22 protein-coding genes and 2 pseudogenes are annotated in these 19,574 nt (G+C 67.9%); 8 read left to right on the top strand and 16 right to left on the bottom strand.

Annotated features, from left to right (window positions below; genetic code table 11):
- Positions 1-28 precede the first annotated feature (28 nt).
- Positions 29-814 (top strand): maleylpyruvate isomerase family mycothiol-dependent enzyme, encoded by a 786-nt coding sequence (locus tag AC38ZX_RS03190; RefSeq protein ID WP_491296311.1) that lies wholly within the window; start codon positions 29-31, stop codon positions 812-814.
- Between the two features lie 51 nt (positions 815-865).
- Here the strand turns inward: AC38ZX_RS03190 and AC38ZX_RS03185 are convergent, their stop codons facing one another.
- Genes AC38ZX_RS03185 through AC38ZX_RS03175 form a run of 3 tightly spaced genes read right to left on the bottom strand, consistent with a single transcriptional unit; the run spans position 866 to position 3,799 of the window.
- Positions 866-1,549 carry a methyltransferase family protein gene (locus AC38ZX_RS03185; protein WP_491296310.1) on the bottom strand — a complete coding sequence of 228 codons (684 nt, stop codon included), beginning with the start codon at positions 1,547-1,549 and terminating at the stop codon, positions 866-868.
- Positions 1,550-1,606: 57 nt separating this feature from the next.
- Positions 1,607-3,280, bottom strand: coding sequence for an ABC1 kinase family protein (locus AC38ZX_RS03180; protein ID WP_426594415.1), 1,674 nt, complete (start codon positions 3,278-3,280; stop codon positions 1,607-1,609).
- Between the two features lie 3 nt (positions 3,281-3,283).
- On the bottom strand, positions 3,284-3,799 hold the full coding sequence (locus AC38ZX_RS03175) for a PadR family transcriptional regulator (RefSeq protein ID WP_491296309.1): 516 nt from the start codon (positions 3,797-3,799) through the stop codon (positions 3,284-3,286).
- Positions 3,800-3,963: 164 nt separating this feature from the next.
- Between AC38ZX_RS03175 and AC38ZX_RS03170 the strand changes: the two are divergent.
- Positions 3,964-4,723: pseudogene (locus AC38ZX_RS03170) on the top strand (alpha/beta hydrolase family protein).
- Between the two features lie 69 nt (positions 4,724-4,792).
- Here AC38ZX_RS03170 and AC38ZX_RS03165 read toward each other — a convergent pair.
- Both AC38ZX_RS03165 and AC38ZX_RS03160 read right to left on the bottom strand, forming a co-directional pair.
- Positions 4,793-5,176, bottom strand: a complete 384-nt coding sequence (locus AC38ZX_RS03165) for a hypothetical protein (RefSeq protein WP_491296308.1) — start codon at positions 5,174-5,176, stop codon at positions 4,793-4,795.
- A gap of 26 nt (positions 5,177-5,202) precedes the next feature.
- Positions 5,203-5,574, bottom strand: coding sequence for a hypothetical protein (locus AC38ZX_RS03160; RefSeq protein WP_491296307.1), 372 nt, complete (start codon positions 5,572-5,574; stop codon positions 5,203-5,205).
- 153 nt (positions 5,575-5,727) lie between these two features.
- Between AC38ZX_RS03160 and AC38ZX_RS03155 the strand changes: the two genes are divergently transcribed.
- Positions 5,728-6,360 carry a hypothetical protein gene (locus AC38ZX_RS03155; RefSeq protein ID WP_426594410.1) on the top strand — a complete coding sequence of 211 codons (633 nt, stop codon included), beginning with the start codon at positions 5,728-5,730 and terminating at the stop codon, positions 6,358-6,360.
- A gap of 10 nt (positions 6,361-6,370) precedes the next feature.
- A complete protein-coding gene (locus tag AC38ZX_RS03150; protein WP_491296306.1) occupies positions 6,371-6,670 on the top strand; it encodes a transcriptional regulator in 300 nt (99 codons plus the stop codon).
- A gap of 497 nt (positions 6,671-7,167) precedes the next feature.
- On the opposite strand, the gene AC38ZX_RS03145 is transcribed toward AC38ZX_RS03150, so the two are convergent.
- The 4 genes from AC38ZX_RS03145 to AC38ZX_RS03130 all read right to left on the bottom strand — a co-directional run bounded on the left by AC38ZX_RS03145 (position 7,168) and on the right by AC38ZX_RS03130 (position 11,110).
- Positions 7,168-7,887 (bottom strand): hypothetical protein, encoded by a 720-nt coding sequence (locus AC38ZX_RS03145; protein WP_491296304.1) that lies wholly within the window; start codon positions 7,885-7,887, stop codon positions 7,168-7,170.
- A gap of 568 nt (positions 7,888-8,455) precedes the next feature.
- On the bottom strand, positions 8,456-9,388 hold the full coding sequence (locus tag AC38ZX_RS03140; RefSeq protein WP_491296303.1) for a hypothetical protein: 933 nt from the start codon (positions 9,386-9,388) through the stop codon (positions 8,456-8,458).
- A 122-nt stretch (positions 9,389-9,510) separates the two neighbouring features.
- Positions 9,511-9,648 carry a hypothetical protein gene (locus tag AC38ZX_RS03135; protein WP_491296302.1) on the bottom strand — a complete coding sequence of 46 codons (138 nt, stop codon included), beginning with the start codon at positions 9,646-9,648 and terminating at the stop codon, positions 9,511-9,513.
- Between the two features lie 91 nt (positions 9,649-9,739).
- Complete coding sequence (locus AC38ZX_RS03130) at positions 9,740-11,110, bottom strand: hypothetical protein (RefSeq protein ID WP_491296301.1); 1,371 nt, start codon at positions 11,108-11,110, stop codon at positions 9,740-9,742.
- A 131-nt stretch (positions 11,111-11,241) separates the two neighbouring features.
- On the opposite strand from AC38ZX_RS03130, the gene AC38ZX_RS03125 reads away from it, so the two are divergent.
- Both AC38ZX_RS03125 and AC38ZX_RS03120 read left to right on the top strand, forming a co-directional pair.
- Positions 11,242-11,841: a winged helix-turn-helix domain-containing protein gene (locus AC38ZX_RS03125; RefSeq protein WP_491296300.1), complete on the top strand. Its 600-nt coding sequence runs from the start codon at positions 11,242-11,244 to the stop codon at positions 11,839-11,841.
- Positions 11,838-12,299 carry a hypothetical protein gene (locus tag AC38ZX_RS03120; RefSeq protein ID WP_491296299.1) on the top strand — a complete coding sequence of 154 codons (462 nt, stop codon included), beginning with the start codon at positions 11,838-11,840 and terminating at the stop codon, positions 12,297-12,299. Before AC38ZX_RS03125 ends, AC38ZX_RS03120 begins: the two co-directional genes overlap by 4 nt.
- A gap of 192 nt (positions 12,300-12,491) precedes the next feature.
- Here the strand turns inward: AC38ZX_RS03120 and AC38ZX_RS03115 are convergent, their stop codons facing one another.
- Positions 12,492-12,971, bottom strand: coding sequence for a hypothetical protein (locus AC38ZX_RS03115; protein WP_491296298.1), 480 nt, complete (start codon positions 12,969-12,971; stop codon positions 12,492-12,494).
- A 93-nt stretch (positions 12,972-13,064) separates the two neighbouring features.
- Positions 13,065-13,388: a transposase gene (locus AC38ZX_RS03110; protein ID WP_491296297.1), complete on the bottom strand. Its 324-nt coding sequence runs from the start codon at positions 13,386-13,388 to the stop codon at positions 13,065-13,067.
- A gap of 10 nt (positions 13,389-13,398) precedes the next feature.
- Between AC38ZX_RS03110 and AC38ZX_RS03105 the strand changes: the two are divergent.
- A pseudogene (locus AC38ZX_RS03105) lies at positions 13,399-13,761 on the top strand (helix-turn-helix domain-containing protein); the annotation flags it as partial.
- A 161-nt stretch (positions 13,762-13,922) separates the two neighbouring features.
- Positions 13,923-14,408, top strand: coding sequence for a hypothetical protein (locus AC38ZX_RS03100; RefSeq protein ID WP_491296296.1), 486 nt, complete (start codon positions 13,923-13,925; stop codon positions 14,406-14,408).
- Between the two features lie 189 nt (positions 14,409-14,597).
- On the opposite strand, the gene AC38ZX_RS03095 is transcribed toward AC38ZX_RS03100, so the two are convergent.
- From AC38ZX_RS03095 to AC38ZX_RS03075, 5 genes are all read right to left on the bottom strand, one after another.
- Positions 14,598-15,233 (bottom strand): hypothetical protein, encoded by a 636-nt coding sequence (locus AC38ZX_RS03095; protein WP_491296295.1) that lies wholly within the window; start codon positions 15,231-15,233, stop codon positions 14,598-14,600.
- Positions 15,181-16,317 (bottom strand): hypothetical protein, encoded by a 1,137-nt coding sequence (locus AC38ZX_RS03090; RefSeq protein ID WP_491296294.1) that lies wholly within the window; start codon positions 16,315-16,317, stop codon positions 15,181-15,183. The genes AC38ZX_RS03095 and AC38ZX_RS03090 overlap by 53 nt, the downstream gene beginning before the upstream one ends.
- A gap of 396 nt (positions 16,318-16,713) precedes the next feature.
- The gene (locus AC38ZX_RS03085; RefSeq protein ID WP_491296293.1) at positions 16,714-17,418 is read right to left on the bottom strand and encodes a DUF3800 domain-containing protein; all 705 of its coding nucleotides are present in this window, start codon (positions 17,416-17,418) and stop codon (positions 16,714-16,716) included.
- Entirely contained in the window at positions 17,415-18,353 is a 939-nt protein-coding gene (locus AC38ZX_RS03080; RefSeq protein ID WP_491296292.1) for a hypothetical protein, read from the bottom strand. The genes AC38ZX_RS03085 and AC38ZX_RS03080 overlap by 4 nt, the downstream gene beginning before the upstream one ends.
- A gap of 234 nt (positions 18,354-18,587) precedes the next feature.
- A complete protein-coding gene (locus AC38ZX_RS03075; protein ID WP_491296291.1) occupies positions 18,588-19,025 on the bottom strand; it encodes a helix-turn-helix domain-containing protein in 438 nt (145 codons plus the stop codon).
- Between the last annotated feature and the right edge of the window lie 549 nt (positions 19,026-19,574).

Here is a 19,574-nt window from a genome sequence, read left to right as displayed (position 1 = left end):
CCCGTAGCCGCCCAGGAGAGAAGGTCCGATGAGTGCCACGGTCGAGATGACGTCGCGAGCGGATGCCGTCGACGCCGCCACGGCGGAGCTGTCCGCGCTGATCGACGATGTGCGCGCGCTGACGTCCGAGGACTTCCGTAGCCCCACCGACTGCGCAGGCTGGACGGTGCGTGACGTCGTGGCACACCTCACCGGAGCGGCCGACGAAGCCGTCCATCCGATGGTCCTGGTGCGGCACATGGTCACTGCGCGCACCCGCTTGCGCGGGTCGGCGCTCGCGGATGCCCTGACCGCCCAGCAGATCGCCGACCGCGCACCGACGTCGGACGACGAGGTCGTCGCGGAGCTCGTCGCACTGACGCCGAAGGCACCGGCGGCGCGAGCCAGGGTCCCCGGCCTCGTCCGCCGCTGGGCGCTGCCGGACCCTGCCGCGCTGCCCGGCGACACTCTGGGATACCTGCTCGACGTCACCTACACCCGCGACGTGTGGATGCACCGGGTCGACATCGCTCGCGCCACGGGTCGCGCCATGCACGACAGCGGGGCGGAGGCGACGATCGTGGGCCAGCTTGTGCGTGACCTCCAGCGAGGCTGGAGCGGAGCACCGTTCCGACTCGTCCTGACGGGTCGAGTCGAGGGCACCTGGCTCGTGGGTGGAGCCGACCCCGCTCCGACGATCACCGTGGACTGCGTGTCGCTGTTCCGGCTGCTGTCGGGGCGCTCGGACGAGACCGGGCTCGTCGGCGACGCCGCTGCCGAGCGCCCGCGGGCAACGGTCGCTCGTCGGCTGCGCGATCACCGGATCCTCTTCTAGTCCCGCTGGGTTGGGCCCGCGGGCTGAGCCGACCCCGCTCGGGTCAGCCGTTCACCAGATGAAGGGGACCAGTCGGGCGCGGTGCTTGGCGAAGTCGAGGTAGGCGTCGCCCAGGGTGTCGATCATGGCGCGCTCCTCTCGTCGGAGACGAGCGATCAGCGCCAGCAGGATCACGACGAAGGACGCGCACACGCCTACCCAGTTGCCGAGCATCAGGCCGACGCCGACCAGGGCCGCAAGCAGCCCGGTGTAGCTGGGATGTCTCAGAAGTCGATAAGGCCCGCGACTGACGACCACCTGATCCGCCGAGGTCTGCACCACGATCGTGAAGTACCTGCCCAAGGTGGCGAACGACCACCACCGCAGGATCAGACCGAGCCATCCGACGACCGCGCCCAGGACGAAGACCCCGGCACCCTCCAGCACAGCCCCCGGCGCGAGGCTCGCACCCAGCGGCAGCATCAGGATGCCGGCGAAGAACACGACACGGAACGCGGCTTCGCCTCGCAGGTCCACGCGCGAGGCACCACGACGGCGCTTCACCGCCTGCGAGAACTCACCGACGATGAACGCCCCGACCGTGGTGCCGAACACCAGCCGAGCCCAGGCCGCCTGATGGATGTACGCCGTCACACGGCGCAGTCTCCCAGCCGCTCCCGACTGCTGGCCCGAGGTGGGCATCCGCGCCACGTCAACCTCGTCGAACCAGTGGGGCCGCAGGTTGATGGATTCCACGACTGCGCACTCGCGTGGTGGCGCACCCCGGGGCTCTCGACGACGGCGCGTCAGCGCCTACCGTCGCCGCGGTCCCCGCCGGAGCGCGCCGATCAACGGCAGCACGGACACGGCCATCAGCACCTTGGCCAACGTCGGCTCGGACGGGAAGAGCACCGCGCCGGCGAGCAGGAACGCCGCGAACACGATCGCCATGGGGATCCGCTGCACCGAGCGGTCCAGCTGGCGGACCCGCAGGTCGAGCAGCGGCGTCCTGACCGACAGGTCCCCGCGTTCGACGAGGGTCAGGATCCGGTCGGCGCGCGCCGGCAGGGCCAGCAGCGACTGCGCGATCTTGGTGCCCTCCGAGGTGACCGTCTTCCAGAGCCCACCCTCGTCCCCGGAGACCAGCTTGGTGGCGTACGGGGTGATCGAGGTCCACAGGTTGAACTCGGGGTTCAGCCCCGCGCACATCCCGGACAGGACCGCGAGCGTGCGCCCGAGCAGCAGGAGGTTCTCCGGCAGCTGGAACGGCATGCTCACCAGGAGCTCACGGAACTGCAGGCCGATGTCCCGCATCTCCTTCTGGCTGATGTTGCGCAGGTCGCTCATCGCCATGCCGCCGAAGCGGTCGAACACCTGGGCCACGGCCAGGTCCATGAGCTTGGTGTCGGCGGTGGGCAGCAGGACACCCATGGCGGTGAAGGCGTTGACCAGGCGGGCCGAGTCCTGGGTGCCCACCGCAATCAGCGCCTCGCGCAGCGACGTGCGGAGCGTGTCGGGCACCCGTCCCACCATGCCGAAGTCGATGAACGTCAGACGGAACCCCCCGGTCTTTCCCTCCAGCGGCTCCACGAAGAGGTTTCCCGGGTGCGGGTCGGCGTGGAAGACGCCGTCGTCGAAGATCTGCTGCAGGTACGTCTCGACCAGCTTCTCGGCCACCCTCGCGCGGTCGATGCCGGCGGCGGTGATCGCGTCGTAGTCGCCCAGGCGGATCGCCGACACGTCCTCGAGCGTCAGGACGCGCAGCCGGGAGTGTTCCCAGGCCACCCGCGGCACCAGCACCTGGTCGTCGTTCTCGAACACCCAGCGGAAATGCTCGGCGTTGCGCGCCTCGGCCGTGTAGTCGAGCTCCTCGAGCGTGGTCGTCGCGAACTCCTCGACGAGGGCCGGCACGTCGGCGCGGGAGCTGATCGGCTTGTACCGGGTCAGCCACCCGCCCACCCGTCGCAGGGCCGCCAGGTCGACGTCGACGATCTGGTCGATCTCCGGCCGCTGCACCTTCACGACGACCTGGGCGAAGCCGGTCTCGACGGCATCGGCGTCCCGGAGCACGGCTCGGTGCGCCTGTCCGAGGGACGCCGCTGCCAGCGGCGTCTCGTCGAAGCTCAGGAAGGCCTGCGCCAGCGTGCGGCCCAGCTCGGCCTCGGCGCGTTCCCGGATGTCGGCGAACGCGGCCGGCGGCACCTCGTCCTGCAGTCCGGCCAGCTCGTCGGTGATCTCGGCCGGCAGCACGTCCAGGCGCGCCGAGAGGAACTGCCCGACCTTGATCATCAGGCCGCCCATCGACAGCGCCAGCGCCCGGAACCGAACCGCCGTGTGACGGTTACGGGTGCTCCGGTTGCCGTCCGACCACCGCCGCAGCCCGATCTTGGGCAGCACGATCTCCCAGAAGATGAACCTCGCCATCACCCCCGCGAAGAAGGTGACGATGCGTCGGTAGCGTGCGCGCAGTCGAGGGGACTCCGTCACGTCTCAGTCCTGGGCGAGCAGCGTGTAGACCTGCTTGCGCGCGGTGTTGAGGATCTCGATGGTCGACATGATCTGAGTCTTGTCGCCGGACCTGCCGATCTGCAGCACCGCCGCGGCCAGTCGCCCGCCGGCCTCGCGCAGCGCGCCGAAACCGCTCTGGTCCGAGCTCGCGGCCGCGACGTCCCACGGCGCCGGCTCGTCGGCCAGGTCGGCCACCGCCGCCGTGCCGGCGTCCGTCAGCGAGAAGACCTTCTTGCCTCCGGTCTCCTTGGCGACGACCAGGCCCTCGTCGGCCAGCAGCTGCAGGGTGGGGTAGACCGAGCCCGCGCTGGGGTTCCAGGTGCCGCCGCTGCGCGCGGAGATCTCCTGGATGATCTGGTAGCCGTGCATCGGCTCGTAGGCCAGCACCCGCAGCACGGCGGTGCGGATGTCCCCGCGACGCGCCCGCCCGGGCTGCCCGAAGCCAGGTCCGGGGCCGCCCATGCCGAAGCCTGCGAAGGTGCGCGCGAAGCTGCTCAAGTCAGGACCGAGCGGTCCCCTGCCGTGGTGGTGCATGTCAGCGTCCTCTCGTTCGTGATACGTAGCGACACATCGTTAACTATCGTACGCCTGCCCCGACGTCGTGGCCCCGCTAGCCTCGGCGCGACGGCGGTGATGGGCAGGCCGACAGGAGGGCACCCGACATGGCCGAACGGGTGTGGTTCACCAGCTCGACCGGGCCGCGGCTCGCGGGCCTCATCGACCACCCCCAGGGGCCGGTCCGGGGATGGGGCGTCTTCGCGCACGGGTTCACCATGGGGAAGGACTCGCCGGCGGCGAGCCGGATCTGCAAGCAGACTCGCGTCCGAGGGCATCGGCATGCTGCGCTTCGACAACCTGGGCCTCGGCGGCTCCGAGGGCGACTGGGGCGACGGATCGTTCTCGATCAAGGTCGCCGACACCGCACAGGCGGTCAGGTTCATGGCGGGCTCCGGCCGACCCGTCCACCTGCTGGTGGGGCACTCGTTCGGCGGGTCCGCCGTCATCGCCACGGCGCACCTGGTCGACTCCGTGCGCGCGGTGGCGAGCATCGGCGCCCCGTACGACCCCGCGCACGTCGAGCACACCTACGACGCGCTCATCGAGCGGATCCTCCAGGACGGGGAGGCGCCGTTCCTCATCGGAGGGAAGGCGCTCACGCTGCGCCGGCACTTCATCGACGACGTACGCGCCGCGGATCTGCACGATCGGATCCGCACCCTGCGCAAGGCGCTGCTCGTCCTGCACTCGCCCACCGACAACACGGTGGGCATCGGCAACGCCAGCGACATCTTCCGGGCCGCGAGGCATCCCCGCAGCTTTGTGTCGCTGGAGGGAGCCGACCATCTCCTCACCCAGGGCACCCAGGCCCAGCGCGCTGCACGCATCATCAGCGCGTGGGCCGATCCTTATCTCGGCGGCTGACGACCGATCGCACGGCACGCGTCATCGGCGCCTCGGCCGACCCGGTCCCGATCAGCTGTGCCGGAGCAGTCAGCGCCAGCGCGGCTGCTCGATCACGACCCCGACCGCAACGAGGGCCGTGACGACGATCGCGGCGATCGTCGGCATCAGCAGCCAGCTCGCGACGACCGCGGCGGTGAACTCCATCAGCACGATGCCGATCGTCACGAAACCGGGGACCGGCACCGGCGGCCGTCCGTGGCCCCGGTCGCCGATCGTGCCGAAGATCGTCGGCACCCCGATGAGGACGACCACGCTCAGGACCGCGAGCACCACCGAATGACGGGACAGCACCCACGGCGTGGCGATCCACGCCACCAGCTCCGTGGTGAACCGGAAGATCGACGACACGCGGTCGTTCGGCGCCGGGTCGGCCGCCGTGCGATCGTCTCCCGCAGTCTGCTGATCAGTCACTGCGGAAGATTGTCATACCCGGCGGGTTACGACGCGTTGAGCTGGTTCTGGTACTCCTGGGCAGAGGCCATGATCTCGTCCTCGGTGATGTACGAGTCGCCTTCTCGGAGGTACGGGCGATCTTCGTCGACGCCGTTGGAACACAGGACGTCGTTGTGCCAGTCATCGTCGTACGTCGGCACGTAGTGACATTCCCACAGGACGACAGCCTGCGGTGCCGGCTCGACGGGCGGCGCTACCTCAGTGGGTTCGACCGCGACACGCCCTAGTGGTTCGTTGTCGCCCACCTCCGACGGGCCATCGAACCGGGAGTCGGTTCCACATCCGGCGATCAGGAATGCGATGCACGTGGCCAGAACGAGGACCGTCAAGGACGTCGGGCCGGGTGTGCGGGTCACGCGTCCTCCCGGGCCGGTGCGAGCAGATGGCGGTCGCGAGCGTACCGAGACGGACCGACTCGGCGGCAGCGGCCGTCCGGGTGGTTGGCGGCCCTTGACTTTGCGCCGCAAAGTAGTCTACTTTGCATCATAGAGTAGAGCGAGGTAGACATCATGACGCACACACCTCATGCTGCGGCGGACAACGGCGGTCCCTTCGATCCCTCACAGGCCGCCGCCCTGCTCGACAGGGCCACGCAGCAGGCACGCCGCCGGCTCGCGCCCAGCCCGCCATGGCTCCTGGAGACCCGAGCGCTGATGGTCCTGGCCGCCCTCGGCGCGGTCTGGCTCTCGGTGCGAGGACAGCACCCCTACCGTGGCCCCACGACCGCAGACATCCCCGTCCTGATCGCCTTCATCGTGGTCAACTTCGCCGCCACGGTCGCTGTGCGACACCGCGCGCTGACCGGCGTTCAGGGGAGGTCCCGACTTCGTCCGAGCGAGATCACCGTCGCCGCGCTGGCCTGGATCGCTGCGCCCGTGATGATCGTGGTGCTGGCCGCCGCCGGGGTGACCTACAGCGAGTACCCGACCACGGTCCTGATCATCCCCGGCCTGGCTTGGGCTGTCCTGATGGCGGCGCGGGCAGATTGGCGCGACTGTGCCAACGGGACCGCGGTCGTCGTGGTCGGTGTCGTCGGCTTGTTCGCGGGGCCCGCCGGGTCGTGGGCGGTCGCGGGCGTGGGCCTGTGCGCGGTGCTCCTCGGCCAGGCCGCCGTCGCCACCGCACGGCAGCAACGCCGATGACGGCGCGCCCATGAACGACAACGCACTCGACCCGCTGATCCACGTACCCACAAGGCTGAAGATCGTCGCGACGCTCGCGGCGCTGCCCGAAGGGGACACGGTCTCGTTCACCCGCCTGCAGGACTTGATCGGCCTCACCCCCGGCAACCTGATCATCCACCTGCGCAAGCTCCAGGACGCCGACTACATCAGCAGCGAGAAGTCCAGGAACGGGACCGTATCTCTCACCACGGTCGCGCTCACCCCCTCCGGACGCCAGGCGCTCGACGACTACACCGCCACGTTGCGCGGCATCCTCGACGGCGTCTGACTCGCGGTTGACCACAGGCAAGGATCGGTCAGCAGCCTTCGGTCAGCAGCCTCCAACGAGGCCCGACGCTGTTGAAGGGCTCCCGCACCGCAAATTCGTCGCCCGAACACGCTCCCCATGCGGCGAAACCGTTGCAACGATCTGCCTACGAGATTGAAAGCAGAGCAACCGCGATCGGACACCCGTCGCATCGACGGCATCATGTCGTCGAACTGTCTATCGATCGAGCAGCCAGGCGTGACGGTCCATCAAATGGCGTCAGCTCATCGCCTGGGCTTGCGAGTGCGGCGCCGGAGTGCCCAACGGTGTCGCCGCGCCAACACCCGCTTTAGGAGTTCCATCCAGGGGCGCCGCAACGCCGTGATCTGCGGAAATACATGCGGGTAGTTCTCCAACCGCGGCTATTTCATGCTCTCTGCTGACCACCCGCTGACCACGCCGGTGCCCTTGCGAACAAGTCGACGAGATCGTCACGATCGAAATGGCGCAGGCTTCGTTTACCCACGCCCCGTACTTGTGCGAGGTTTGCACGCCGTTACCAGCCATCGACGTACCCCTTTCGCAACACCTGGTGGGCGCGAAACTGCGAGTCGGGCACCCGAGTTGGTCCCGTCTGCGGCTGAGACGCCTGGTCTCGCCGCCGCCAGTTCGTCCCACCATCGCAGCAGTGCCTCGCGAACGATGTACTCAAACGTAGACAGGAGCATGGGCAGTTCAGCCTTCTCCCAGATCGCGCCCGACGCTCCGCCCGCCGTCAGCCCCCACGGCGCCTCTTGGACCGCGCCATTGGGGTCGCTGCGCCGCGGCTGCTCGAGCATCGGATTCGGGAACGGCTTGCCGGTGTGCAGCGACTTGGATCGGTGGTTGTAGATCACGCGCGCGTGCCGTCGCATCTCCGTCCAGTCGAGCTTTGCCCACTCAGGTCTTGGCTCTGGCGGTTCCGGCGAGAGTTCGGCGATGAAGTCGATAAACGTTCGAGTTGCCCTCAACTGAGGGGAGAGGAGCGCCGCGATCTTTGCCCGGACGTCCTCGTCCAAACCCTCGAGGACGTTCCAGAGCTCTGGCCACAACTCTCGGACCAGTTCGACCGGTTCGACTTCGGTGGTCTGCCGGCGCTTGGCTGCAATCTCGACGGCGGTGATCAGATCGAGCCACGCGCGGTTCGGGTCCTCGTTCGCCCACCACAATGCCGTGGCGTAGGCCCGTGCGGCGCGCACCAACTCGATCTGATCCTGTTCGGCGAGGCTGCGAATCGGCGGAGGTCTTCGATGTTCGCCGACCTCGACATCACTCGGGGGATCTGCTCACGGCCGGGAGGGCCGGGCCGGACCAGACGAGAGACCTCGAAGTGCACAGGAGGTCGAAGTCCGTGCGCGTGCAGCAAGGACTGCTGTCGGGTGCCGGCGTAGCGAAGGCGCACTCCGAGCTCGAGGCTGATCAGTGCAGCGATCTCGTCGCTCATGATCCCTCCGTGGTGCGCGTCGGAATCTGCGGGCGCGAGCCCAACACCGTCAATCACCAGTTCCGGCAGGAGCCAGGCGTGGATTCCCGCGTGCAGCAGGAGCGCCGGTCCGACGTCGCCCTCGTCGCGGATGATCACGGAGATGACGAACGGCCCGAACTTCTGCGCGCTGCCAGCGAACGCGCGGTCGGTGAAGCTCGTCGTCGGTGTTCTCGAGCTCTGCATTCCCCGCGTCGAAGTAGCGCCAGTTCTCCCATGCGTCGGTGCCCACGCTGGAAGAGTGCCGGTCCTATGCGCGCAAGCGCCAGCATCAGCACGGGCGGTCACCCGGGTGGGAGTTCCCGCATGGTCTTGATCCATCCTTCAACGACGTCGCGCATCAGGGTCAGCACATAGGAGACCGACTCCGGCGCGGGCGCCGGCTGCGTCGATCCAGCCGGGGTTGGATGAGCTGAGCGGTGGATCCGCAGCGCGGCGTAGGTGTGCAGCCACGGCATGCGTTGTATGAGTTCTTGGTTGTTCACGAGCGCCCCGACATCGGGCTTTGACGTGGCGTTGGAGAGCAGGTCCTCGCTTTGCTTCTGCTGCTTGGGGTTTCCGGTGGCGTACGTGTCGGCGACAGCCATCGCGACCAGGTGCTCGCCGAGGCGGATCGCACCAGCGGCGGCTTCCTTCGGGTCGCCGGCGGCCCCGGCGCGCATCTCGTCCACGCAGTCGATGAAGGTGTCGTCCCATTCTGGGTGCGGCAGATATGTGCGCAGGTGCTTGTCGTCGACGTCGGGCAGGTTCAGCAGGCCGACGAGGTTGTGGAGCGCCTGGCCGATGTCTCCCGATTGGATTCGCCGTAGCGCGGTGCGCAGCTGGTCGGCGACTGCCCGAACCCCCTCGCCCTGCTGGAAGCTCTGGAGCTTCTCGATCTCGTCCACCGATCCCGCAGTGGAAGCGAGAATGTTTGCTGCTACTTGCCGCAGCTGGACGGTTGGGCTCCCCGCGAGACCGAATGCGCACTTCCTTGCTATGGGTTCGTCGGCCCGCTTCGCCAGGTAGAGGTCGTCGGTTCGCTCGCTCGTCGCTCTGTCCGGGTCGCCTGCACGGGTGACGTACCGCTTCGCGAGAATCTGGCGTGCGTCGGCGTAGGCGTTGTCGTCCTGGACATGGCTCGTAGCGGCTTCCACCACGATCTCCAGGAGTTGGCCGTCTAGCGGTGCCGCTGCGAGCCACGCTGCCGCCGCGGCCTGGATGTCCTGGCCGTGCAAGCTGGACGGCGTGGCGGGTGGCGTCGAGCAACTCGCCGTCGACCACCCTCTTGGTTGCAAGTTCTGTGTCGGCGACGAACCTGAGTAGCGGGACGAGAGCGTCCGCGCGCACCTGCCGCGCCTCAGGTCCCGGCAAGGTCAGCAACATGCTCCAGGTGCAGCTCGGCGGTCGCCGGTCGGTCCTCGAGGGCGGCGACGAGCCGCTCGCTGTGTGCGCGGGTCAAGTCGGTGGCACGGATGAGACCGAGGAGATCAACCAACAGCTGGTCGTCGGTGCCGGCGTCTGGGATCTCGACGCGCGTGATCGCCTCGACCGCCGAGACGGAGCGTCGGCAGTCGCCTCCCGCTCTCTCAGGGCATCGATCGCCAGCACGCCCATGCCGGATGAGAAGAGAGCCGCAAGACCGGCGCTTGTCGTGGTGGCCAACTGTACGACTCCGGTGGTCGCGGGTTCAGGTGCACCAAGGCGCCGGCGACGAGATCTCCGATCCCGTCAGGCGTCTGGCTGGCAAGTTCCTGCAGGCGCAAGGTCAGGCGGTCAATGTCGATGCGTGGCACCGAGCGTCCAAGGATCCGCCCCAATCCTTGTCGTCCTGCCGCGTCCCCGTTGTCGAGGAACTCGGCGTTGAAGTCCTCGAGCTGCACAACTGGGAACAAGGCCAGTTCGGCGTGCTGCGCGGGATCGAGCATGAACAGCTCGAGCAGCAGTCGCCGATCGGTCGCTGATCGCTCGGGATCCCATGCGCTGGGCAGCAGCGCGACGAGACGATCGAAGTAGACGCCTAAGCTCGCGCTTCCGTACCGACCGATAGCCCAGATCGCGAACTCCTGCCGACCGTCGACGAGGTTGACCGCACTGCGCACGAGAGCGTCGCGGACTCGTGACGCCCTCTCGTCGACGATCGCGTACTCCTCTACGGCCTCCACGACGGCGCGAAGCCCCGTGCCACCGAGCTTCGCGGTGAGGCCGTCGTCGGTGAGGCGATCGACAGCCGCTGGCACCTCGAACAGAACTCTCGCGAGTCTTGCGGCAGACAGTCTGCTCAGCAGCTCTCCGGGGATCTCCAGCCGCTCATTGCCGGAGTTGCGCAACAGGGGCACCAACGCCTCGGCTACTGCGTCTCCCTCTTCGTCGCTCCACGGCGCGCTCAAGGACTGGAGAAGGCCTAGATCGACCGTCGTTGTCGACGTCGCGGCGTCAAGGACGTAGCGGCGGAGCTTGGGGTCGCTAGAGGCACCAAGGACCACGAAAGCCTTCGGCATCATCGCTCGAGGGACTGTCTCGCTGTCGGATGCGGCCGCCAGGGCGACCCGGCGTGCGATCGCCGCGCCGTTCGCGAGCAGCTCGAAGACGATTCTGCGCAGCTGGTCATCCGCGCTCACCTGCTGTGGCGAGACGGAGGTCGGTCCAGCAAGGAGGAATGCCGTGATTTCAGCCTCCGAGGACGCGGGCACCGCGAGGGGTCTGGGAAGACTCTCGATCGAGTGAAGCCACACCTGAGGGTTCGATTCACGCAGCACGACGCGCCACCACCAGGTGAAGCCGTCCGCCTGCTCTGCCGTCTCTGCCAGTGCCTGCAGGGCTTGGATCTGCAACGGCTGGCCGCTGGGTGTCAGCACGACCAGGGCGGCCAGCGTTGCGTATTGTCGCCGGGCTTTCAGGAGTTCGATGGTGATCGCGTCGACGTCGTCAGGGCCTACCGGCTGGATCTTGTCACTCACCAAAAGCTCCTGACTGGACGTCGCCATCTCGGCGACGGTACCGGGCCGGCCGGTTTCTCTGGAGCACCTCGCCGCGTTCTACTCGCGCGGGCTACGCGTACACTCTATTAGTGAGTGTTAACATGCGTCATATGAGAACCGAGGCACCGGCTTTGGCGCCGATCTTCCGCTCGCCGCTCCAGGCGCGCCTCCTCCTACACGTCCTGACCGGCGACAAGCCGGTCACGGCCGCGGAGCTCGCGCGAGTTCTCGACGCACCCGAGCCCACGGTCTCTCGCGAGGTGCGCCGCTTGCTCGACGCCGGTCTCATCGCTGGCGAGCGGGTGGGCCGCGCGACCGTACTCGGTCCGGCGCTCGACAACCCTGCGACGGCGCCGCTACGCCAGCTGCTCGTGGTGACCTACGGCCCCGCACGACTCATCGAGCAGGCCCTCTCGCACGTCGACGGCATTGAAGCCGCCTACGTGCACGGTTCGTGGGCAGCTCGATACCAAGGCGAGCCCGGCAAGGCGCCCGGTGACGTCGACGTCCTGATCGTCGGCAAGCCCTCCCGCGCGCAGGTCGACGCCGCCCTCGACGGCCTCGAGCGTCAGCTGGCCCGTGAGGTCAACGTCACCTACCTGAGCGCGGACCGGTGGAACGACGCGACCGAGCCGTTCGTCAAGGCTGTGCGCGAGAAGCCCCTCGTCGAGTTGCACGTGGGCCGCCAGGCACAGGCGGTCGCCTCGTGAGCCCTTGGGCGCAGGGCCGCGCGACGGTCGACCAGCTACTCGCCGCCGGGAAGGTCGAGCACGTGCCGGCCAACCTCGAGGCAGCGCGCGCCCTCGTCGACAAGGCCCGCGTGCACCTGCAGTCCGCCGCGGTGCTCGCCGACACCGACGTCGACCTGGCCTACGACGCGCTGCACGCCGCGAACCGCAAGGCCCTCACCGCGGTGCTGCTCGCCCAAGGGCTCCGGCCCACCCGCCTCGGCGGCCACGTCGCGGTCTACGACGCGATCCGCGCCCAGCTCGACCCGCCCATGGGCGGAACCTTGGCGCCCTACTCCCGGATCCGCCGTGCCCGCAACGCGGGCGACTACCTCGACGAACTGCCGGCCACGGGTGACGACGTACGAGGCGACTTGCCGCTGTGCGAGGCGATCGTCGATGTCGCCGACAAGATCCTGGGACAGATGCCGCCGTACTGACCCGCCGATGCGTGGGCGGGCACTGCGAGACCGCCGGCTGCGATCCCAGTTCGAGCTCGTGAACTCGCGTGGCTGGGCGGGGATGCGGGGCCAGACCCTTCCTGTCCTCGGCGACCCGGGCTTTGCCGTGGTGTTCACGAACGAGTCCAGCCACATGGGCATCGCAGAGATGCAAGAAGAGTCATCGCGTGATCAGCTTTGCGGGCTGACCTGGTCGGGTCCGAGTCCGCCGGCGCGACTCCGACCGGTACGGTCCTCGACATGCCCGAGTACGTGAACCCACTCGAAGTCGGTGTCACCTGGGAACCCAACGCCCCGAGCGCCGTGCTGATGGCCGGTGATGGCGGGAGGACGGCGTTCGCTGTCGCAGCTCACCCGAACGATCCTGATCAGCGATGTGTCGTACTCGTCTGGCACGGCGCGATCTTCAGTCAGATGGCGCCCCCGAACGACGAAGCAATCTCGGGTCACCGACTCTTTGACCGCGGGCTTCGAGAGGTTCTGTGGACCGGGTCTGTTCAGGACAGCGACTTGGTTCGCGAACTCGAGCGCCGGAATCGAGTGCACCCAGCGCACAGCGCCACGACCTTCGGCTGACTTATGCACCACGTCGTGCGCCTGAAGGAGTGTGTCGTCGAAGTTGTCAGCGACGGGCTTGCCGTCGAGCGCCACGAGGGTTCGACCGCCCTTGCGGCCGCCAGCGCGCACCGGGGCCGAGCCCGGTAGGGAGCCTGACCCGGTTTCCCGGACAGTTGCGGTGCGTGATCATGCCACCGCGGTAGCGGAGGTGTGTTGGTCCTCGAACTCGTTCGGGGAGCTGTAGCCCAGGCCGGAGTGGCGCCGGACGGGGTTGTAGAAGCCCTCGATCCACTCGAAGATCGCCGAGGCCAGCTCGTCGCGGTTGGACCAGATGTGCCGGTCGAGCAGCTCGCGCTGCATGGTCGACCAGAACGACTCCATCATCGTGTTGTCCACGCTCGAGGCGACCCGCCCCATCGACCCCAGCAGACCGGCCTGACGTAGCCGGTGCCCGAATATCCAGGACGTGTACTGACTGGACTCAACCGGTCGTCGCAACACCTCGATCATGGAGGTGTTGATGGGACGTCAGCCAGGTTGGCTGGTCACTCAGACTGGCCGGCCGGCGATGCGATCGCCGGGGCGGCCTCCCAATCGTCGGGAGGTCGAGCGCGCGTTCTGGCGCGAGATCGCCGCCGGGCTCACCAGCGAGGACGCCGGGGTGGCTGTCGGCGTGTCGGGGCCCGTCGGGTCGAGGTGGTTCCCCGAGCGTGGCGGGATGCCATCGATCAGCCAGGATGCGCCGTCGGGGCGGTACTTGTCGTTTGCTGAGCGCGAGGAGATCGCATTGATGAAGGTCCAGGGTGCTGGGGTGCGCGTGATGGCCCGGGCACTGGGCCGGGATCCGTCGACGATCTCGCGCGAGCTGCGACGCAACGCCGCGCCCGAGGCTACCGTCGCGCGCCCGACTGCGCCGATGGCTTGCCCAGGCTGCTACCCGGGGGCTAGGGTTCGCCTGTGAACGAGACGCTCCTGGCTGGCCTGTGCATCATCGTCGGCGACCTCGGCGGGACGGAGCCGCAGTGCCTAGACACCGCGGCCGTCATGCTCGAGGCCGCTGCACACCTCGGCATCCCGCTGCGGCTGGCCCCGGTGACGATGGTGATCGCCGACCCCCGCGGCCGCGGTGATGCCTTTATGCTCGCCGGGCAGACCACCATCGACGCCCACGCAGCGGAAGGGCGCGTGGACCCGGCGTCATCAATGGTCTCAGGCATGTCGGGCGTGGCGGGACACGTCGTGCTGGTCTCCGATGATCACTGCATGGTGCTCGACCCCGCCTTCCGGCAGGTTCCCGAGCGGTTCGCCGACCCCGTCAGCATCGTTCTCAAGGTGCAGGACACGCACCCGGCCAGTGACACCTGGCACATGCGTTCGCCCGGCCATCCTGACCTCGCCGTGGCTTACGTCATCTCGCTTGTCGACCTGCCCGAAGCTCAGGCCCTGGTCGACGGAGCCAGGCCGGGGTACCGGACGCTGGCACACGCTGCGGCGGACCGGGCGCTCCAGTGGGTGGAGGCGGGAAGCTGAGGGCCACCCACGACCGCTGATGGTCGAGACCGCGTTCGGGCCAGTCGAAGCCAGCCTCGGCCACGCCTATTGACCGACTCGGGTCGGGGTCCGCCAGCTGGGGCTGCCGTGTCCGGTGCCGTTCGGGTACGCCCGAGCGATCGGGTGAACCTGCACTCACGCGGATCCCCTCCGAAGTTCCACAGGGTGCTAAGCGGACGCTCCCGGTTCAGAACCTGGGTCTCCTTCGATCTCAAGCGGCGTCGGGTCGAGTGGCCCCGTGTCGCGCCGCAGTTCCGGCGCGTATACGCGGAAGGGTGTGCCGTCCAGGCCGCGCAGAACGAGTTGCCGGCCGGCGGCCTCACCGAACTCAAGTGCATTGGCCACCTCGCTGGCGTCAGTCGCCTGGGCGCGGGGATGGAAGATCTGAGCTCCTGTGAAGCTCACCCGGTGGTTGAGGACGAGGTACTGCACCGTGGTGGTCATCCCCACCATGAATGCCTCGCTTCTCAAGTGGGGTTCGAGAGTGCCGTTCGTCGTTCCGTTCAGCACCGCGGTAAGGCGGACGAAGTCCGGTTCGAGGACGACGTAACCCTCGACGACGAGCCGACACCTTCGAATCTCGCGGCGCTGGTACCAGGTAAGGCTGGCGGGCAGTCGAAGGGGGAGGCCGAAGTGACGGGCGACGACGTCGAGGTCGCTCACCAGCTGGCGGGTGTAGGCATCTGGCTCGGCGTGGCTGAACGATGAAGTGACGAGGAACGCGGCGAGAAGATTCCCGTCGAACCAGATCTCAGCGCGAGGGGATGGGTTCAGCGTCAGGGCGTCGATGAAGCGGTACGCCATCGCGAGATCGGTGACGTCCTGGTCGAGGCCGTGGTGCTCGAACTGCGCGGTGCCGTGGTTCGGGCAATCCGGAATGGTCGACAAGCCCAATCGGGAGCTCAACGCCACCCCGCAGGCGCAGATGCAACGGAACAGTGGAGTTCTGGATGCGGCCGGCCTCGATCGTGCCCGGCAGACCCACCAGGGTGCCGCCGTCCTTGTCGACAACGCGAAGCTCGACCGGACGTGGTCCGACCGGGATCGGTTCTGGGCGCATGAGGGTCAGCTGCCCACCGCCTAGGTCTTGGGCGAACCACTTCGGTCCGGTAAGCCTCAACTCCTCGATCTCGTTCACGTCGAGCGTGATGTCCGGGCCTCCCTCCACAAAGGCCTCGAGGGAGGCCTGGGCGGACTGCGAATCACCCTTCAGTCGCAGGGACATGCCCAGCGGCTCACGCTCGGCGGCGTCCGGCCGCCTGGCAACGATCTCCTGTGTGATCGCTCCGGCGCGGTCAAGGTGGATCTGCTTGGCCCAGTAGATGCTCTGCGCGTCGATGCGCTCGTACACGCTACGGAGAGCCACCTCCTGATCCTGCGGGTTGTCCAGAGTGGAGCGCTCAAGGCCCCCGATCTTCAACGCATCGCCGAGAGCGGTCGCGGTGAAGTGCCGGAGAATGTTCGGGGCGCGGGTGAGCTCGACCTCAAGGTCTGTGGAACCCATCCAGGTGATGACCGTCTTCGCAGCGCCACCTTGGGATCGCAACCAGGAGCGCTCCTTGGGCGTGAGATTCCGGGGCGTAACTAGTACCCATCGCCGCGGGCGATGCTTCAGGGCCGTGGTCAGCGACTTCTTGATCTGGGCCCGGCGAGTCTTGGCCCACTCCCCCGAGAACCCCTCGGGGAAGTACTTCAGCTGATAGATCGTGTCGATCGAGCCATCCTCGAGGGTCACATCGACGTCGATGCCGTCGTCGCCACCGCGACTGCCATCCACTGCCTGCGCGACGCCCGGTCCGTCCGTTTGATGTTTCTGAACGAGGACCGCTTCGACGAGGCCGTTGAATCTGTCGCGGCCACAGGTGGTCCAGGGGAAGAGCTGAACCATCACAGCGCGCTCTCGGCCGGCGACGGCGGAGTCTCCGACGTCCCATCACGCCGTGCGCCGAACGGCCGGTAACTACTGATCGCCGCCGCGACGGCCGCAGGGATGTTCAGCGCGGCCCACGCGTCCTCCGCGTCCCCGGCCTGTCGCTCAAGCCGTGCTCTCGGTGCGTCCACGAGTCCTCCCCTCGCGCACCGTAGCGGTGCGCCGGGGTCGGGGCGGCGGCCGCGCCGCTACAGCTCGGCGCGAGCGCGCGCGGCGTCACAGGTCCTCGCAGGTTCTCTCACTCGTCCTCTCATAACACCCGCTGGTGCGGCGTCCTCATGACTGCTAACATGTATGCGCGGACTCGCCCCACATACGTGGATTGGCGGGTCTAGCTTTTGTGGGGCCAAGTCGCTACAGCCGCACCGGTCCGCCGTTGATGTCGCTCCCGTGCAGGTAGTCGTCGTACCAGGGCCAGGCGTACGGCTTTCCCGGGTGCCGCTCGAGCGCCTGGTACGTGGTCCAGGCGGCCAAGTCCGCCATCTGCACCCACTGCGAAACGTGGGAGTGCTGGAAGAGCGGGTCCTCGAGGATGCGCCGGGTGGCGAGCTTGAGGTCGCGGTGCTCGCGGAAGTACGTCGGGTCCGACCCGTCGCCGTCCATGAAGATCATGGCGAACTCGTTCGCCGCGGTGAGCCGGTCGTCCAAGTGCTTGATCAGCAGCTGGTAGACCGCAGCGCGCTCGGCGTTGTACGCCTTCCCACGTGCCTTCGTGACGCGGTAGACGGAGCCGATGCGCACGTCCGTGTTCTGCCCGATCCCTTCGAGCGCGTCGCGAACGAAGTCGCGTCGCTCCGCCTTCGAGGCGTTCAGCGATCCCCCGATCGCTGGCATGTCTCGGCCACCGATGAGCTTGGTCGTGTGGATCTCGGTCGCCGGTGGCACCTGGTACTTCGCGTAGAGCCTCTTGCGCAGGTCGAGCCAGTGGCGAAGTCCGGACGGCCACCGCGACGGCGTCACCTCGATCCACGAGTAGATGATGTAGCCGTCGTTCGGTGACCCGGAGTCGTCGATGTAGAACAACCGGAAGCCCTCGCTGGGGACGACCTGGGCGTTCACGGCTGATTCCCTTCGTCGCGGCGCACTCGTCGCGGCCGCCTGTTCTGCTTGCCAGAGGTGGAACTCTTCGCGCCCTCGGTCGTCGCTGCGGACTTCCGCCGGAGGGTCTTCTTCGCCGGCTTGCGCCGCGTCGTTGTCGCAGCAGGTGCCACGGTGAACGGGCCGACCAGGGTGTACACGTTGACCTGCGTGGCTCCGGTGGGAGCGAGCGGCGCCTTCTTGATCCTGGTCTGCACGTCGATGAGGCCTAGGTCCCGAAGCTTCTTAAGACCCCGCTCGGCGGTGTCGGCGGAGAAGCCGTACCACTGGGGCATGTGCTCGGTCGGAAGCTCGAAGCCTGGCTTCTCGTGCAGGGCAACGAGAAGCATCGCGGTGGCCGGCAGGTCCAGCTTCTCGTACCACCGGTCGGTCCAGAACCGGTTGTCGAGCTTCAAGAAGCGGTCTGAGGTCCCGTCCGGACGCGTGTACTCCGATCCCGATCCGTCCGGCTTCAGGAGGGTCACAGTCACCTGTCGCGCCCGCCCCGTTCGTTCGCGCCGGATCAGTTTTCGGGTGGTCAGCCGAGTCAGGACCTTGGTGGCGGCGGTCGACGCGGAGCGGCGCTCGGCGCCCGCGGTCGTGTCGAAGGCGCGCGCCCACGTAGCCAGCGGCAGCGTGGTCGACCACCCGTTGTCACCATCCCCGCTGCTGATGATTGCGTGCAGGAACAGCAGGGCGCGCAGGCCGCGCAGATCACCATGCGTGACGAACGTCGCGAGCGGCGCCGAGCGGTCCTTCAACTTCTGGTTCGAGTTCTGGACGAACCCCTTGGAGATAGGCGCGAACGGCCGATTCGACCGCTCGATCAGGTAGGCCCGGGTCTCGTGCTCGTCCGCCGGCTCTTCGTCCGCGAGGGTTGGGATGCCCTCTGGGTCGGGCGTAGTCGGTGAAGTCATGGTCACACACTGCACCGGCACAGCGTAGGAAGCAAGATCTTTCGCCCGGACTAAAACTGCCGTTCTAGCGGGTGACTGTAAGAACCATGTGATGACCTGCTAGATCCGCTGAGATAGCCATGTCAGAACCACTGTCAGCATCCGTTACACCGTAGCGGTCCCAGTTAGCAGAGCGTGCCGTCTCAGGGGGCGTAGCCCCCGCAATCGACCACTTCATCGGATCCAGTGCACGCCCTAGGTGTACTCGGCTTCGCTTGCCCGGATCACGTGCTTGGTCAACGAGTCGAGGTCTTGCAGCAGTGGCATCCCGCGGCGGCGCAACACCCGGGCGACCGTGCGTGCGGATATGTCGAACTCGGCGCCCAAGACGTCTGGGCCGGCGTGCACCGGGACGCGCGCTGCGCAGATCACGTCCTCAGCTGCCCGCGATGTTCGGTCCGGCTTCGAGTGCGGTAGTGAGGAGCGGTCCCGCAACCCGGCTGCACCTTCGGTGCGCCACCGGCGCACCCAGCGGAAACCGGTCTGCCGGGAGATCCCCAGCTCGTTAACGACGTGGGCCACCGGGCGCCCTTGGTGCACGACGCGGTCGATACGCAGCTGGCGTCCCCGCCAGTCCAGCTTCGCTTTAGCGTGAGGCACGAGAACTTCCGGGTGGGTGCGGGCCTTCGACAAGCCACACTCCAACCGGAGGTTCTCTTCTCGTCAACGGCGAACGCGTCACCAACGTCCCGGCCGAGTACACCTAGGCCGGGCCGCGGTTACCCCGCCTGGCGGGCTTGGCGCGGCGCAGCACCTTCGCCGGACGAACGAGCCCATGCCGCGGGTCAGCGCCCTGAGTTGGGCGCTATCCCGTTCGGTTCCACCAGGGTCGGTGGTGCCGCCGCCGGAGCAGACGACCGCTCACCCGCGCTTCTGGCCACGGTCGGAGCATCTCTGTCGCCGGTCGAGCGGTCAGGCGACCGGGAACGCAGCCGCCAGGAGGGGGACTGCTGCACGGTCGGTTGACACCGTGACCTGCCCAACGGCAGTCCCGACAGACGGTCTCCGCGCGTGTGCTCGAGGTCGTGCTTCTTGGCGGACCTCGCGTGTTACACACCCGCTGGCACACCTACACCTAGGAGCACTCGCCGCTGGGGCCGCTCCCAGGAGGTGCCGCCATGGGGGTGTCGATTCAGCTGCCGGTCCGAAGACTGGTGCGCGCCCCCAACGAGGCCCGTCACC

This window comes from Cellulomonas sp. McL0606 (assembly GCF_058248365.1).
Note: the sequence above shows the minus strand (reverse complement) of the source record. Positions and strands in the feature narration are given on the sequence as shown.